The sequence below is a fragment of the Tenacibaculum soleae genome (assembly GCF_001693415.1).
In the GTDB taxonomy this organism is placed as follows: Bacteria; Bacteroidota; Bacteroidia; order Flavobacteriales; family Flavobacteriaceae; genus Polaribacter; species Polaribacter soleae.
This window is the reverse complement of the sequence record NZ_MAKX01000001.1, coordinates 254,976-269,182: the sequence shown is the minus strand read 5'-3', so window position 1 is coordinate 269,182 and position 14,207 is coordinate 254,976. Positions and strand designations below refer to the sequence as shown.

General features: G+C 31.9%; 14 protein-coding genes. 7 read left to right on the top strand and 7 right to left on the bottom strand.

Annotation, left to right across the window (positions count from 1 at the left end; translation table 11 throughout):
* Position 1: 1 nt before the first annotated feature.
* The 3 genes from BA195_RS01200 to BA195_RS01190 all read right to left on the bottom strand — a co-directional run bounded on the left by BA195_RS01200 (position 2) and on the right by BA195_RS01190 (position 2,622).
* Entirely contained in the window at positions 2–346 is a 345-nt protein-coding gene (locus BA195_RS01200; RefSeq protein WP_068701615.1) for a hypothetical protein, read from the bottom strand.
* Positions 347–401: 55 nt separating this feature from the next.
* Entirely contained in the window at positions 402–2,087 is a 1,686-nt protein-coding gene (gene recJ, locus BA195_RS01195) for a single-stranded-DNA-specific exonuclease RecJ (protein ID WP_068701613.1), read from the bottom strand.
* Between the two features lie 109 nt (positions 2,088–2,196).
* Positions 2,197–2,622 (bottom strand): OsmC family protein, encoded by a 426-nt coding sequence (locus BA195_RS01190; protein WP_068701611.1) that lies wholly within the window; start codon positions 2,620–2,622, stop codon positions 2,197–2,199.
* A gap of 112 nt (positions 2,623–2,734) precedes the next feature.
* Here BA195_RS01190 and BA195_RS01185 point away from each other — a divergent pair, with 112 nt between their 5' ends.
* Complete coding sequence (locus BA195_RS01185; RefSeq protein ID WP_068701609.1) at positions 2,735–3,325, top strand: carboxymuconolactone decarboxylase family protein; 591 nt, start codon at positions 2,735–2,737, stop codon at positions 3,323–3,325.
* Positions 3,326–3,392: 67 nt separating this feature from the next.
* On the opposite strand, the gene mscL is transcribed toward BA195_RS01185, so the two are convergent.
* From mscL to BA195_RS01170, 3 genes are read right to left on the bottom strand one after another with little or no spacing between them, the layout of a single operon-like run.
* Entirely contained in the window at positions 3,393–3,803 is a 411-nt protein-coding gene (mscL, locus tag BA195_RS01180; protein WP_068701607.1) for a large-conductance mechanosensitive channel protein MscL, read from the bottom strand.
* 45 nt (positions 3,804–3,848) lie between these two features.
* On the bottom strand, positions 3,849–4,949 hold the full coding sequence (gene alr / locus BA195_RS01175) for an alanine racemase (RefSeq protein ID WP_068701605.1): 1,101 nt from the start codon (positions 4,947–4,949) through the stop codon (positions 3,849–3,851).
* Positions 4,942–5,547, bottom strand: a complete 606-nt coding sequence (locus BA195_RS01170) for a thymidine kinase (protein WP_068701603.1) — start codon at positions 5,545–5,547, stop codon at positions 4,942–4,944. Before BA195_RS01170 ends, alr begins: the two co-directional genes overlap by 8 nt.
* Positions 5,548–5,648: 101 nt before the next feature.
* On the opposite strand from BA195_RS01170, the gene BA195_RS01165 reads away from it, so the two are divergent.
* From BA195_RS01165 to BA195_RS01155, 3 genes are read left to right on the top strand one after another with little or no spacing between them, the layout of a single operon-like run.
* A complete protein-coding gene (locus BA195_RS01165; protein ID WP_068701601.1) occupies positions 5,649–6,458 on the top strand; it encodes a hypothetical protein in 810 nt (269 codons plus the stop codon).
* Positions 6,459–7,451, top strand: a complete 993-nt coding sequence (locus tag BA195_RS01160; protein ID WP_068701598.1) for a glycosyltransferase family 4 protein — start codon at positions 6,459–6,461, stop codon at positions 7,449–7,451.
* A complete protein-coding gene (locus tag BA195_RS01155) occupies positions 7,438–8,478 on the top strand; it encodes a DUF3089 domain-containing protein (RefSeq protein ID WP_068701596.1) in 1,041 nt (346 codons plus the stop codon). The genes BA195_RS01160 and BA195_RS01155 overlap by 14 nt, the downstream gene beginning before the upstream one ends.
* 1 nt (position 8,479) lies before the next feature.
* Here BA195_RS01155 and BA195_RS01150 read toward each other — a convergent pair whose 3' ends face one another.
* A complete protein-coding gene (locus BA195_RS01150; RefSeq protein WP_068701594.1) occupies positions 8,480–9,307 on the bottom strand; it encodes a universal stress protein in 828 nt (275 codons plus the stop codon).
* 166 nt (positions 9,308–9,473) lie between these two features.
* Here BA195_RS01150 and rimP point away from each other — a divergent pair, with 166 nt between their 5' ends.
* The 3 genes from rimP to infB all read left to right on the top strand — a co-directional run bounded on the left by rimP (position 9,474) and on the right by infB (position 14,178).
* Positions 9,474–9,935, top strand: a complete 462-nt coding sequence (gene rimP / locus BA195_RS01145) for a ribosome assembly cofactor RimP (RefSeq protein WP_068701592.1) — start codon at positions 9,474–9,476, stop codon at positions 9,933–9,935.
* Positions 9,936–9,947: 12 nt separating this feature from the next.
* Entirely contained in the window at positions 9,948–11,204 is a 1,257-nt protein-coding gene (nusA, locus tag BA195_RS01140) for a transcription termination factor NusA (RefSeq protein WP_068701590.1), read from the top strand.
* Positions 11,205–11,334: 130 nt separating this feature from the next.
* Complete coding sequence (gene infB / locus BA195_RS01135; RefSeq protein WP_068701588.1) at positions 11,335–14,178, top strand: translation initiation factor IF-2; 2,844 nt, start codon at positions 11,335–11,337, stop codon at positions 14,176–14,178.
* Positions 14,179–14,207 lie beyond the last annotated feature (29 nt).

Here is a 14,207-nt window from a genome sequence, read left to right as displayed (position 1 = left end):
TTTAATTTTTACATAAATCGTTAAGGTAGTTATTCATTCGCATTTGAAATAAAGTACCTTTAAGTAAGTCATCTATCTGACTTAGTTCTATTATTGATACCGCCATGCTTACTTTATTTGAGGGTGTTTGTAATAAGATAGATTTACAATTATCACCTTTTACACAAGTGGCACAGTTTTTTTGGTTTTTAGAATCTAGTACCTTCTCTAAAAAAACTTCAATTTCATGTACGGTTAAATGAAAACCTGTGTCACGAAATATTAACTGAATTAAATTAGCACTTTTGTTTTTCCAATGAAATGCAATTCCTATTTCGTTGTCGTATATTTTTATAATTTCTTCCATAAATAATTTATTATGGAAACAAATATATAATTTATTTAGAATTAATCTAAATAAATTATTTTAAATCTTTTAAGACTAATTGAATTGAGGTGTTTCCTTGCCAAGTATTTTCATCTAAGGTATATACAATATCAAATTCATTTTGAATTGACGACATTTTATTACCTAAGTTAAAACCAATAGCATTATAAGTTCTTTTGTCTGAGCCGTAAATAATATTTAATTTCAAATGTGTTTTATCAGCTCCAACAGGTTTTCCGTAACCATTATCTCTAACCGATGAGGTGGTAAAGGTTGGTTTTAGGTTTTGTGGACCAAAAGGTGCCATTTGTTGTAATATTCTATAAAATTTAGGAGATATATCTTCTAAATCTAACTCGGAATCGATACTAATTTCTGGGGTTAATAAGTTTTTATCGATGGTTGTTGCAACTACTTCTTCAAATTTGTTTTTAAAATTTTCGTATTGTTCTGGTAATAGCGTTAAACCAGCAGCATATTTATGGCCGCCAAATTGCTCAATAAACTCACTACATTGCTCTAAAGCATTATACACATCAAACCCTTTTACAGAGCGTGCTGAAGCGGCTAATTTATCGCCACTTTTGGTAAAAACTAAAGTTGGACGATAATAGGTTTCTATTAAACGAGAAGCTACAATTCCGATAACCCCTTTATGCCAGTTTTCGTTATAAACAACTGAGGTAAATTTCTTAGTTTCATCATTGTTTTCAATTTGAAGTAAGGCTTCTTGTGTAATTTTTTTGTCGAGTTCTTTTCTATCAGAATTATATTTTTCTATGGATGCAGCAAAATCAATTGCAGTTTCAAAATCCATTTCGGTTAGTAATTCGACCGCATGGTTACCATGTTTCATTCTACCAGCGGCATTAATCCGCGGAGCGATAATAAAAACAACATCAGTAATGGTTAATTCTTTTTTATCTAATTGATGAATAATTGCTTTAATTCCGTTTCTGGGTTGCGAGTTAATTATTTGCAATCCCCAATAGGCTAAAGTTCTGTTTTCGCCAGTCATTGGTACAATATCTGCAGCAATTGCAGTGGCTACCAAATCTAAATAAGCTACTAAGTCATCAATCGTTTGATTTCTTTTGGATGCCAATGCTTGTATCAATTTAAAACCAACACCGCAACCACATAATTCATCATACGGGTAATAGCAATCTACTTGCTTCGGGTTTAAAATAGCGACGGCTTTCGGTACTTCTGTTCCGGGTTTATGGTGGTCGCAAATAATAAAATCGATGTTTTTATCAGATGCGTATGCAACTTTTTCAATGGCTTTTATACCGCAATCTAAAGCGATAATTAAAGAGAAATCGTTATCGTGTGCAAAATCAATACCCATATAAGAAACACCATAACCTTCGGCATATCTATCGGGAATATAAGTGGCAATATTTGGGTGAATTGTTTTTAAATAAGACGACATTAAAGAAACGGCAGTAGTTCCATCAACATCATAATCCCCAAAAACTAAAATATTTTCGTTGTTAGCAATTGCTTTTTCAATTCGCTGAACAGCAATAGCCATATCTTTCATTAAAAACGGATCGTGTAAATCGTTTAATGAAGGGCGAAAAAACTGTTTTGCTTTATCAAAACTATCAATATTACGTTGTACCAAAATTTTAGCTAGGGTTTTATTGATGGATAATTCTTTAGCTAGTTGAGTTACTTTTTTAGAATCGGGTTCTTGCTTTAAAGTCCAACGCATATTTTTAATTTAAAACGAAAGGATTAGTAAGTTAACCTTCAGTTGTTTATTATGTGTGATTCTGAAATAAATTTAGAATGACGTAAAAGTTATCAATTAATACGAATGTTTATTGATTATGAAAATGATTATTGATTTTTATTTCAGCAAATCGTCTAAACATTTCCATTACGCCACAATATTTATCAACCGATAATTGTACCGCTTTGTTAATTTTATCTTCGTTTAAATTGGTTCCGTAAAAATGATAATCAACAAAAACTTTATGATAGTATTTTGGATGCTCTTCTGTTAACTCTCCTGTAATTTCAATTTTAAAATCATCAACAGAGATACGCATTTTTTCTAATAACGGAATTACATCTACACCCGAGCATCCTGCTAAGGCAGATAACATCATGGCTTTTGGTCTTAATCCATCTCCTTTTCCTCCATTTTCCTCGCCTACATCTATAAAGGTTTTATGTCCACTAGGATTGTCGGTTTCAAATTGCATGTTTTCTTTCCAAACTGTTGTAACTGTGTGTGATGCCATAATCTAATTTTTTTTTTGTTTCTTGCGTAAGCGAATTTAATATAGTGTCGATAAAATTTATTGAACTTAAAGACAAACTTACAGTAAAAATAGTATTAATAAAATAGAATATATGCCATTAGTAACACCATTATCAGCAGAGCATGATAAAGAAACAAAAGAATTAGCTGAATTTTTTAACGAAACCCTTGGGTTTTGCCCGAATTCGGTTTTAACAATGCAGCGTCGTCCTGCCATTTCAAAAGCTTTTATCAATTTAAATAAAGCAGTAATGGCGAATGAGGGAAAAGTAACATCAGCCTTAAAAAGAATGATTGCTTGGGTGTCAAGTAATGCTACAGGTTGTAGGTATTGTCAAGCGCATGCTATTAGAGCTGCAGAGCGCTATGGAGCAGAACAGGAGCAGTTAGATAATATTTGGGAATATAAAACACACCCTGCTTTTTCGGATGCAGAGCGTGCTGCGTTAGATTTTTCATTAGCGGCATCGATGGTGCCAAATATGGTGGATGATAAGATAAAAACAGAATTGTATAAATATTGGGATGAAGGTGAAATTGTAGAGATGTTAGGAGTGATTTCTCTCTTCGGATATTTAAATAGATGGAATGATTCTATGGGGACATCAATTGAAGATGGAGCAGTAGAAAGTGGAAATCAATATTTAGGGAAACATGGCTGGGAAAAAGGAAAGCATGTTTAAAAATATAAACCAATAAAAAAAGCCGGTAAAATTTAATTTTACCGGCTTTTTTTATTGGTAACAGATATTATTTATTTTTAAGTAAATCTCTAATCTCTCCTAATAAGTCTTCCTGGCTAGGTCCTTTTGGGGCTTCAGGAGCTGGTTCTTCTTTTTTCTTTAAAGCGTTAACACCTTTTACAACCATAAACATTACAAATGCAACGATAATAAAATCGATAATATTAGTTAAAAACTCACCGTAAAGAATTGCGACTTCTCCTGTGATTTTACCAGTTTCATCGGCTACTCCTTGTTTTGCGATGTATTTTAGGTCTTTAAAATCAGCATTAAATAATAAACCAATTAAAGGTGAAACGATTCCGCCAGTAAAAGAGGTTACTACTTGTTTAAAAGCAGCACCCATAACAAAACCAACAGCTATGTCGACTAAGTTACCTTTCATTGCAAACTCTTTAAATTCTTTAAGCATTCCCATTATTTTTGTTTTTAATAGTTAATAGCGTTGAAAAATATAAAAAAATTAGCGTTTCACCAATCTTTTTACGCGTTGTGATATGGCTGTAAGTGTTTCATAAGGAATGGTTTCGCATTTATGAGCCATGTATTGTATGTGTTGTTGGTGGTTAAATATAATAACTTCATCACCTTCTTTACAATCAATTTTTGTAACATCTACCATGATCATATCCATGCAAACATTTCCTATAATAGGAGCAGGTTGATTGTTGATAAACACAAAACCTTCTTTGTTTCCTAGTTTACGTGAAATACCATCGGCATGCCCAATAGGAATTGTAGCACTACGTGTTGGTTTACTAGCAACAAATGCTCTATTGTATCCGACAGTTTCACCAGGTTGAATTAGGTGTATTTGTGAAATGATTGATTTTAAACTGTGGGTGTTTTTTAACTGAGCTGTTTCTTGTTCGTTGTTTCCAAAACCGTATAAACCAATTCCAATACGCACCATGTCAAACTGAGCTTGTGGATAATTTATAACGCCAGAAGTATTTAGAATATGAATCATAGGCTTGTAACCTAAATGCTCATAAATTTGTTTTATGATATAAGCAAAATTATTTATTTGACCGATGGTAAACTCTTGTTCGTTGGGGTCTTCACTGGCAGCTAAGTGCGAAAAGATAGAAGCAACTTTTATGTTGTTTGATTCTTTTAATTGAGCAATAAGAGCAGGTGTATCAGTATGCCAAAAACCTAACCTATTTAAACCAGTATTAAATTTGATGTGAACTGGGTAATTCATTAAGGTTTTTTCATCTGCTAGCTGTAAAAAAGCATCAAATATTTTAAAATTGTATAAATTAGGCTCTAATCGATGCTTTATAATTTCTGCTAAATTCTGTATTTGCGGATGTAAAACTAAAATAGGAGTTTTAATACCAGCTTCACGTAAAATAATACCTTCATTTGAGTAAGCCACTGCAAAATAATTAACTTTGTCTTGAAGTAATTTAGCAATTTCTACAGCTTCACTACCATAGCCAAAAGCTTTTACAACAGCTAATATTTTAGTTGAAGGGTTTAATTTTTGTTTAAAATAAGCAAGATTATGTGCTACAGATTTCGCATCAATTTCTAAAACAGTAACGTGATTATTCATCAGATAATTTTTCTTTATGTTGTTTTTGCATTGCTTTATAGTAAGCAGCTCTACTTAAGGGTTCGTACTCTTGGGTTTCGCCCAATAAAACCAAGTCGTCATTTAAAGCTTTTCTATGACTATAATGTGCTAAGTTTCCTGTATGGGTACAAACGGCATGTACTTTTGTAACATATTCGGCTGTGGCCATTAATGCTGGCATAGGGCCAAAAGGATTTCCTTTAAAATCCATATCTAAACCAGCCACAATAACACGGATACCTCTGTTTGCTAAATCGTTACAAACAGCCACAATTTCATTGTCAAAAAATTGTGCTTCGTCAATGCCAACAACATCTACATTGTTAGCTAGTAAACGAATATTTGAAGATGCTGGTACCGGAGTCGATCTAATTCGGGTTGCATTATGTGATACGACCTCTTCATCATCATAACGAGTATCTATCGAAGGTTTAAATATTTCTACACGCTGTTTTGCAAACTGCGCACGTTTTAGTCTACGAATTAACTCTTCGGTTTTACCCGAAAACATTGAGCCACAAATTACCTCAATCCAACCAAATTGTTCTGTATGATTTACTGTATTTTCAAGAAACATTTTGTAATTTTAACCGCTAATTATTGATTTTTGTCTTACTTTCGAGTAAGCAACAAATTTATTAAAATTTAATAGCAAATTTTAAATTCAAACAACAACTTATGCACAAAAAACTAGCATCCGATTTAACCAGTATAGCACACAGTATTTTACAGATGAAAAATAAAGAAGATGTGTTTGTGTTGAAGCAGAAAGCACACGAAGTTTATGAAAAACTTTCGGTTTTAGCATACGTAGAAGAGTATATTAATAATACGCCTAATTCTTTAAAAACAAAAGAAGAACTATTGCAAAGTGTTTTGTTGGCTGAAGAAAATAAGCTTAAAGAAAATAAAGTTAAAGCTGTTATTGAAAAGGTAGAAGAGGTTTTTGAACCTAATAAAGAAGATACGACAGTTTTTATAAAAGATGAAAAAGATGATGTAACAGTTGATGTTATAGAAACGAAAGTTAAAGAAGAAGTAGTTGCAGAGGTAGAAGTAAAGGAAATTATAGAGCAACCTTTTGATGAGATAGAAAGTTTATTATTTAAAGAGGATGATACTGTTAAGGATGATTTAAAAGATGTTGGAGAAATAAAAACAGCAACTCTTGAAGATGAATTAGAAGGAACTATTTCGGTTGATGTGATGGCAGATTTATTTGAAAAAGTAGATGCTAAAAAATCATTAAATGATCATTTACAAAGCACAATTCAAATAGATTTAAATGATAGGATTGTTTTTGTAAAGCATTTGTTTGACGGTAGTCAAAGTGATTTTAATAGAGTAGTGTCTCAATTAAATACATTTAAAACAGAAAAAGAAGCGAAGAAGTTTATCAGTAAAATGATAAAGCCAGATTATGATTGGTCTGAAAAAGAAGTACATGAAGCACGACTATTTGAAATAATTGAAAGAAGGTTTTCGTAGATGAAATCAGATTTAATAGTTATACATACACATTTTCATAAAAGAAGAACGGGAGTTACGCGTAGTATTGAAAATACGCTTCCAGACTTAAAAAATATATGCGAAACCTATCTTTACGGTTATGGTATTGAAGGTGAAAAAATACCAACTTCAGTATTAAAAAAGTTATTATTTTCAAATAAAAAGGTCATTGTTCATTGCCATAGAAATAACGAAATTCTTAAAATTTTATGGTATCGTTTTTTAGGAGCTAAATTTAAAATTGTAGCAACAAGACATGCCGAAACAAGCCCCTCGGGCTTTACAAGGTTTTTATTAAAAAAATCAGATGCGGTTGTTACTTTAACAAAATCAATGCATAAAAATTTAGGGATAAAGAATACAAAAGTATCCCATGGAGTAAATACTTCGCTGTTTGCGCCTAAAAAAGGAGTTCAGTTAAAAAACATATCTCAAAAAAACATTATTCTTTGTGCTGGTAGAGTTCGAAAAGCAAAAGGACAAAAAGATTTGGTAGCAGCATTGGCTACTCAAATAAAAAACTTTACAGATTGGGCAATAGTAATTGTGGGTAAGGTTGATAAACCTGAGTTTTTAGAAGAGTTAAAACAAGTTGTGGCAGATAATAACATTGAAAAACAAGTTTATTTTATTGATGAGACTACAGATATTGTATCGTATTATCAGGCAGCTAAAATAGCAGTAATTCCATCATATACAGAAGGTTTTTCTTTAGTTTGTGCTGAAGCAATGTCATGTGAAAATACAACAATAGCAACAAAAAATGTGGGAGTACACTCTGAATTAATTACAGAAAATCAATCGGGGTATTTGTTTGAAGCAGGAAATAAAGAAGAACTAAAAGCTATACTTGTTAAAGTGATTAAAAATGAATTACCTGAGTTAGGATTGGTTGCAAGAACTGAGATTTTAAAAAATTGGAGCGCAAAAAAAGAAGCTCAAGAATTGGTGGAACTGTATGAAAAGTTATAGGGTTAGAGTGTTTAAAGTTAATGTTGCTATCGTTTTAATGCTTGCTTTAGTTAGCTGTAAATCTACGTACGATACACAAGTATTTAACGTTAAAAACACGCCGTTAAAACCAGACTATCAATTGGAGCGTTCATGGGCGGTATTACCTTCTAAATATCCTAAAAATTTTCAAGAATACGCGTCTAAACAAATAGATACTTTACAGGCGGATGTTTTTTTTATTTATCCTACTTTAAATACAAGTAAAAAAGATAATCGTTGGAATGTTCCTTTAAATGATGAGGTTCAAAATGATAAAGTACTCAATTCGTCAGTATTATATCAAGCCTCTGCCTTTGCAACTTCAGGTAGAGTATATGTACCTTTTTATAGGCAAGCACATTATCGATCTTTTGATAATAAATATAAAATAGGAGGAGATAAGGCATTAAATTTAGCTTACCAAGACGTAAAAAATGCTTTTGAAGTTTATTTAAAAAAATACAATAAAAACCGACCGATAATTATAGCAGGGCATAGTCAGGGGGCTTTACATGCAATTCAATTATTAAAGGATTTTTTTGATGAAAAGCCTTTGCAGAAAAGATTAATTGCAGCTTATATTCCTGGAATGAGAGTTGAAAAAGATGAATTTATATCAATAAAACCAATGATAACTCCCGATGAAAATGGAGGTTTTGTTTCATGGAACACCTTTAAAAAAGGGCATTTTCCGAAAAACAAAAAATGGTATAAAGGCGCTGTAACAAGTAATCCCATAACTTGGAATAATGAGAAAAAAACAATTCTAAATCAACACAAAGGATTTTTGTATGGTAATGGTAAAATGTATAAAAAAGCATTAGCAATTCAAATTACCGATGGTTTAGTTTGGGCAACAAACCCTAAATTTCCGTTACGTTTTTTTATGTCTTTTCTTAAAAATTATCATGTAGGTGACATCAATTTATTTTGGCAAGATATACGAGAAAATAGTTTACTAAGAGTTAAAAGTTGGAAAAGAAAGCAAGTTTTTAACCCTAAGTAAACTATACTTTAAAAGTAAGTACGGGTTTTAAAATGTTTTTTGATAAATCTATCGATACACTTCCGTTAAAAAAACGAGACAAACCACTTCTTCCGTGTGTTGCAAGTGAAACCATATCAATGTTATTTTCGTTTGAATAATTTAAAATTCCATCCTGTACAGTCTTGTCATTATAAACTTTTATAGAATAATCTTTCACATTATATTTTTTAATAAAAGCTTCTATTTTGTTCTTAGACTCTGTTGTGTTTTCAAAATTATTAGGAGTATTAACTGTTAAAAAATGTATTTTACTTTTAAACTTTGAAGCGAAATCTAAAAAACCTTCAAGCGCCTTTGCTTCGTCATTTTCAAAAGTAGAAGCAAAAACAAGTTTTTTTAATTTAAAATTATCGTTATCTTTTTTAGTGATTATTACAGGTATGTCTGAGTTTCTAACTGTTTTTTCGGTGTTAGATCCAATTAATATTTCTTCTAAAGCTGTTTGCCCTTTAGATCCCATGATAATTAAGTCAGCATTGATTTTTTTAGAATAATCTCTAATTCCTTCATAGGGATTTTGAAAACGTATAGCATGGTATACTTTTTCAACTTTTGGAAAAAATTTAGTTTTAAAATCAATAAGCTTCTCTTTAATTTTTTTAATGTATAACATGCTTTCAGGTATACTTATGTTTGTTCCTGAAGCGACATCATTAAAACCACTAGGTAGTTCTATCATATGAATTAAATGAATTTCGCCATCAGTTTTTAAAGCTATTTTAGAAGCGAGTTTTGATGCGTATTCAGAATGTTTTGAAAAATCGATTGGAAGTAAAATTTTTTTCATAATAAAAAGGTTTAAAGATAGATAGCTCTTTCAATTTACAAAAAAATAATCAAAGTAGAAAGCGTAACGGAGTTTGTGTATTAAGTAATAACTTACTATCTTTGCAGCAAATTTATTAATTAGATGGATGGAAGGGGACGATAGTCCCCTCTTTTTATACCTTAGGATGAATCAAGAGATAGTAAAAGAATTATTAGACGAAGCTTTGCAAGAAAACGAATCATTATATTTAATTGATTTGCAATTTTTAGCAAACAGTAAAATAAAAGTGATTGTAGACGGAGATTCAGGAGTGCCCTTAAATGAATGTATTCGTATTAGTAGAAAAATAGAAAACAATTTAGATAGAGAGGAAGAAGATTTCTCTTTAGAAGTTACTACTCCAGATATTGCTCATCCACTTACTGTTAAACGTCAGTATAAAAAAAATATAAATAGAATTTTAAAAGTTAAAACAGCAACTGAAGAATTCGAAGGGACGTTAACCGAAGCAACAGAAGAGAATATTACGTTGTATTGGAAAGCACGAGAACCTAAACCGATAGGTAAAGGAAAACATACGGTAGAAAAAACAATGATTTTAACGTATGAAGATATTAAAGAAGCAAAAGTGAAGATCATATTTTAATAAGAGAATGAAATGGAAAATATTGCGTTAATTGAGTCATTTTCAGAGTTTAAAGATAATAAAAGTATAGATAGGGTAACCTTAATGGCTATCTTAGAAGAAGTGTTTCGTGCAGCATTAAAGCGTAGGTTTGGATCTGACGATAACTTCGATATAATTATTAATCCTGATAAAGGAGATTTAGAAATTTGGAGAAACCGAATTGTTGTAGCAGATGGTTTTTCTGAAGATGATAATGAAGAGATTGAGCTTGCAGAAGCTAGAAGAATCGAGCCAGATTTTGAAATAGGTGAAGATGTATCAGAAGAAGTAAAGTTAATCGATTTAGGTAGACGTGCAATTTTAGCATTACGTCAAAACCTAATTTCTAAAATACATGAACACGATAGTACTAATATCTTTAAGCAATTTAAAGATTTAGAAGGTGAAATTTATAGTGCAGAAGTACACCATATTCGTCATAATGCAGTAATTTTGTTAGATGATGAAGGAAATGAAATTGTTTTGCCAAAAAGCGAACAAATTCGTTCAGATTTTTTTAGAAAAGGAGATGCAGTTAGAGGAGTTATAAAATCGGTAGAATTAAGAGGTAACAAACCAGCTATTATTTTATCAAGAACTTCACCAGCATTTTTAGTAAAGTTATTTGAGCAAGAAATTCCTGAGGTTTTCGACGGATTAATTACTATCGAAGGTGTTGCGAGAATACCAGGAGATAAAGCAAAAATCGCCGTTGATTCTTATGATGATAGAATCGACCCAGTAGGAGCTTGTGTAGGGGTAAAAGGATCTCGTATTCACGGTATTGTTCGTGAATTAGGAAACGAAAATATTGATGTAATCAATTATACCAAAAATGAGTCGTTATTTGTAGCAAGAGCATTAAGCCCTGCAAAAGTAACTTCAGTTGATATTAAGCCTTACGAAGAAGAAAAAAATGGAAAAAAAGGACGTGTAAGCGTTTTATTAAAGCCAGAAGAAGTATCAAAAGCAATTGGTCGTTCAGGAGTTAATATTCGTTTAGCTAGTGAATTAACTGGTTACGAAATAGATGTACAACGTGAAGGTTTAGAGGAAGAAGATGTTGAGTTAACAGAATTTTCTGATGAAATTGAAGCGTGGGTAATTGAAGAATTCAAAAAAATAGGTTTAGATACAGCTAAAAGTGTACTTGAAAAAGATGTTTCTATGTTAGTACAAAGAACCGATTTAGAAGAAGAAACAATTTTAGATGTTCAACGAGTTTTAAGAGAAGAATTCGAAGAATAAACAATATAAAGGAAGTCAGTCTCCTGCAAAATTGATGAGAATTAATACGAAATCTGACAATAAAAGAAAAAGAACATAACTATACTAACCTATAAAGTGTGTTCTTTGAATATAAAGTATAAAATAATTTATGGCTGAAGGCAACAAATTAAGACTCAATAAAGTATTAAGAGAATTAAACATTTCTTTAGATAGAGCTGTAGAACACTTAGCTAAAAGTGGTCATGAAATAGAAGCTCGTCCTACTACTAAAATTTCTGATAAAGAATATCAAATATTATTTGATGGTTTTCAAACAGATAAATCTAAGAAGGTAGCCTCTAAAGAAGTAAGCGAAGAAAAACGTAAAGAAAAAGAAGCTATTCGTATACAGGCAGAAGAAGAGCAAGAGAAGAAGAGGTTAGAAGACGAAGCTAAAAAGCAAGAAGTTTTAAAAGCCAAAGCTAAAAAATTAGAGCTTAAAACTGTAGGTAAAATTGATGTAAGTACTGGTAAAAAAGTCGAAGAAAAATCAGAACCTAAAGAAGAAGCACCTAAAAAAGAAGTAGCAGCACTTAAAGAAGAAAAACCTGCTGAAGAGCCTAAAAAAGAAACACCAAAGCCAATAGAAAAGGTAGCGGAAACTAAAAAAGAACCTGCAAAGGTTGAAAGACGAAAGCCTGTAAAAGCTAAGTTTAAAATAGTTAAAGAAGCACCTAAAAAAGTTGAAGAAAAACCAACAGTAAAGGCTACGGAAACTAAAAAAGAGGAAGTAAAAGAGGAAAAAGCACCTGAAGTTACTCCAGAAACTGCTGAGAAAATTAAAACGCAGTATAAAAAATTAGACGGTCCTAAAATTACAGGTCAAAAAATTGATTTAAAACAATTTGAAAGACCTAAGAAGAAAAAACCTGACGCTAAGTCTGACGGGGATAAAAAGAAACGTAAAAGAATTAGCAAACCTGGTACACCTAATAAAACAGGTGGAACAGCAAGACCTAATCAAAACCGTGGAGGTAATAGAGGCGGTAATAATCGCCCAGGATTTAGAGGTAGAGGTGCTCAAAGACCAGCCGTTAAAAAAGAAGAACCAACAGAAGCAGAAGTACAAAAGCAAGTACGTGAAACTTTAGAAAGACTTCAAGGTAAATCTAAAAAAGGAAAAGGAGCAAAATACCGTAGAAATAAAAGAGATGCTCACAGAGAACAAACTGAAGCAGAACAGGAAGCACAAGCATTAGATAACAAAATCTTAAAAGTAACAGAATTTGTTACCGTAAGTGAAGTTGCTACAATGATGGATGTACCTGTAACTAACATTATTTCTTCATGTATGATGTTAGGAATGATGGTAACGATGAATCAGCGTTTAGATGCTGAAACATTAGTTATTGTTGCAGAAGAGTTTAATTATAAAGTAGAATTTGTTGGAGCTGAGGTAGAAGAATCTATCGAAGAAGTAGAAGACAAACCAGAAGACTTAATAACACGTGCACCAATTATTACAGTAATGGGTCACGTAGATCATGGTAAAACATCGTTATTAGATTACATTCGTAAAGCAAATGTAATTGATGGAGAGTCAGGAGGAATTACGCAGCACATTGGTGCGTATGCAGTTCCTGTTGGCGATCAAAAAATTGCATTTTTAGATACACCAGGTCACGAAGCCTTTACAGCAATGCGTGCTCGTGGAGCTCAAGTAACCGATTTAGTAATTATTGTAGTTGCTGCCGATGATGATGTAATGCCTCAAACAAAAGAAGCAATATCACACGCACAAGCTGCTGGTGTGCCAATCATATTTGCAATTAATAAGATTGATAAGCCAAACGCTAACCCAGATAATGTGAAAACACAATTATCTTCAATGAATTTATTAATTGAAGAATGGGGAGGTAACATACAATCGCAAGATATTTCAGCAAAAACAGGTCAGGGAATTCCTGAGTTATTAGAAAAAGTTTTATTAGAAGCTGAAATTTTAGAATTAAAAGCAAACCCAGATAAAAATGCAACAGGAGCAGTTGTTGAAGCATTATTAGATAAGGGTAGAGGATATGTGTCAACAATTTTAGTACAAGCAGGTACGTTAAAAATTGGAGATTATATTTTAGCAGGTAAACATAGTGGTAAAGTAAGAGCTATGTTTGATGATAAAGGAAAGAAAGTTTTAGAAGCAGGCCCTTCTACACCAGTATCAATATTAGGTTTAGACGGTGCACCACAAGCTGGTGATAAGTTTAATGTATTTGAAGATGAGCGTGAAGCGAAGCAAATTGCAGCAAAACGTTCTCAATTACAACGTGAGCAATCGGTAAGAACTCAAAAAACATTAACATTAGCAGAAATTGGTCGTCGTATTGCGTTAGGAGATTTCAAAGAACTAAACATTATCTTAAAAGGAGATGTAGATGGTTCAGTAGAAGCCTTAACAGATTCATTCCAAAAATTATCTACTGAAGAAATTCAAGTAAATATTTTACATAAAGGAGTTGGAGCAATTACCGAATCGGATGTGTTATTAGCAACTGCTTCAGATGCCATTATTGTTGGATTTAATGTGCGTCCTCAAGGAAATGCACGTGTAGTTGCAGACAGAGAAGAAGTTGATATTAGAACATACTCTATTATTTACGATGCTATTAATGATCTTAAAGACGCAATGGAAGGAATGTTATCTCCTGAAATGAAAGAAGAAGTTCTTGGTAATGTTGAAATTAGAGAAGTTTATAAAATTTCTAAAGTTGGTAACATTGCAGGATGTATGGTGATGACAGGTAAGATTACTCGTGATGCTAAAATCCGTATTATTAGAGACGGAATTGTAGTACATGATGGTTCATTAACTTCATTAAAACGTTTTAAAGACGATGTTAAAGAAGTAACTAAAGGATATGATTGTGGACTTCAAATTAAAGGATACAATGATATTGTAGAAGGCGATACAATTGAAGCTTACACTGAAGTAGCAGTAAAGAAGAAGTTAAAATAAAACTTTACTTCAATAAAAATAAAAAGGTG

Coding starts and splice junctions, on each gene's coding strand:
- nusA (WP_068701590.1), top strand. CDS start 9,948: ATGGAAAATATTGCGTTAATTGAGTCATTTTCAGAGTTTAAAGATAAT.
- BA195_RS01150 (WP_068701594.1), bottom strand. CDS start 9,307: ATGAAAAAAATTTTACTTCCAATCGATTTTTCAAAACATTCTGAATAC.
- BA195_RS01200 (WP_068701615.1), bottom strand. CDS start 346: ATGGAAGAAATTATAAAAATATACGACAACGAAATAGGAATTGCATTT.
- rimP (WP_068701592.1), top strand. CDS start 9,474: ATGAATCAAGAGATAGTAAAAGAATTATTAGACGAAGCTTTGCAAGAA.
- BA195_RS01165 (WP_068701601.1), top strand. CDS start 5,649: ATGCACAAAAAACTAGCATCCGATTTAACCAGTATAGCACACAGTATT.
- BA195_RS01185 (WP_068701609.1), top strand. CDS start 2,735: ATGCCATTAGTAACACCATTATCAGCAGAGCATGATAAAGAAACAAAA.
- mscL (WP_068701607.1), bottom strand. CDS start 3,803: ATGGGAATGCTTAAAGAATTTAAAGAGTTTGCAATGAAAGGTAACTTA.
- BA195_RS01170 (WP_068701603.1), bottom strand. CDS start 5,547: ATGTTTCTTGAAAATACAGTAAATCATACAGAACAATTTGGTTGGATT.
- alr (WP_068701605.1), bottom strand. CDS start 4,949: ATGAATAATCACGTTACTGTTTTAGAAATTGATGCGAAATCTGTAGCA.
- BA195_RS01160 (WP_068701598.1), top strand. CDS start 6,459: ATGAAATCAGATTTAATAGTTATACATACACATTTTCATAAAAGAAGA.
- recJ (WP_068701613.1), bottom strand. CDS start 2,087: ATGCGTTGGACTTTAAAGCAAGAACCCGATTCTAAAAAAGTAACTCAA.
- BA195_RS01155 (WP_068701596.1), top strand. CDS start 7,438: ATGAAAAGTTATAGGGTTAGAGTGTTTAAAGTTAATGTTGCTATCGTT.
- infB (WP_068701588.1), top strand. CDS start 11,335: ATGGCTGAAGGCAACAAATTAAGACTCAATAAAGTATTAAGAGAATTA.
- BA195_RS01190 (WP_068701611.1), bottom strand. CDS start 2,622: ATGGCATCACACACAGTTACAACAGTTTGGAAAGAAAACATGCAATTT.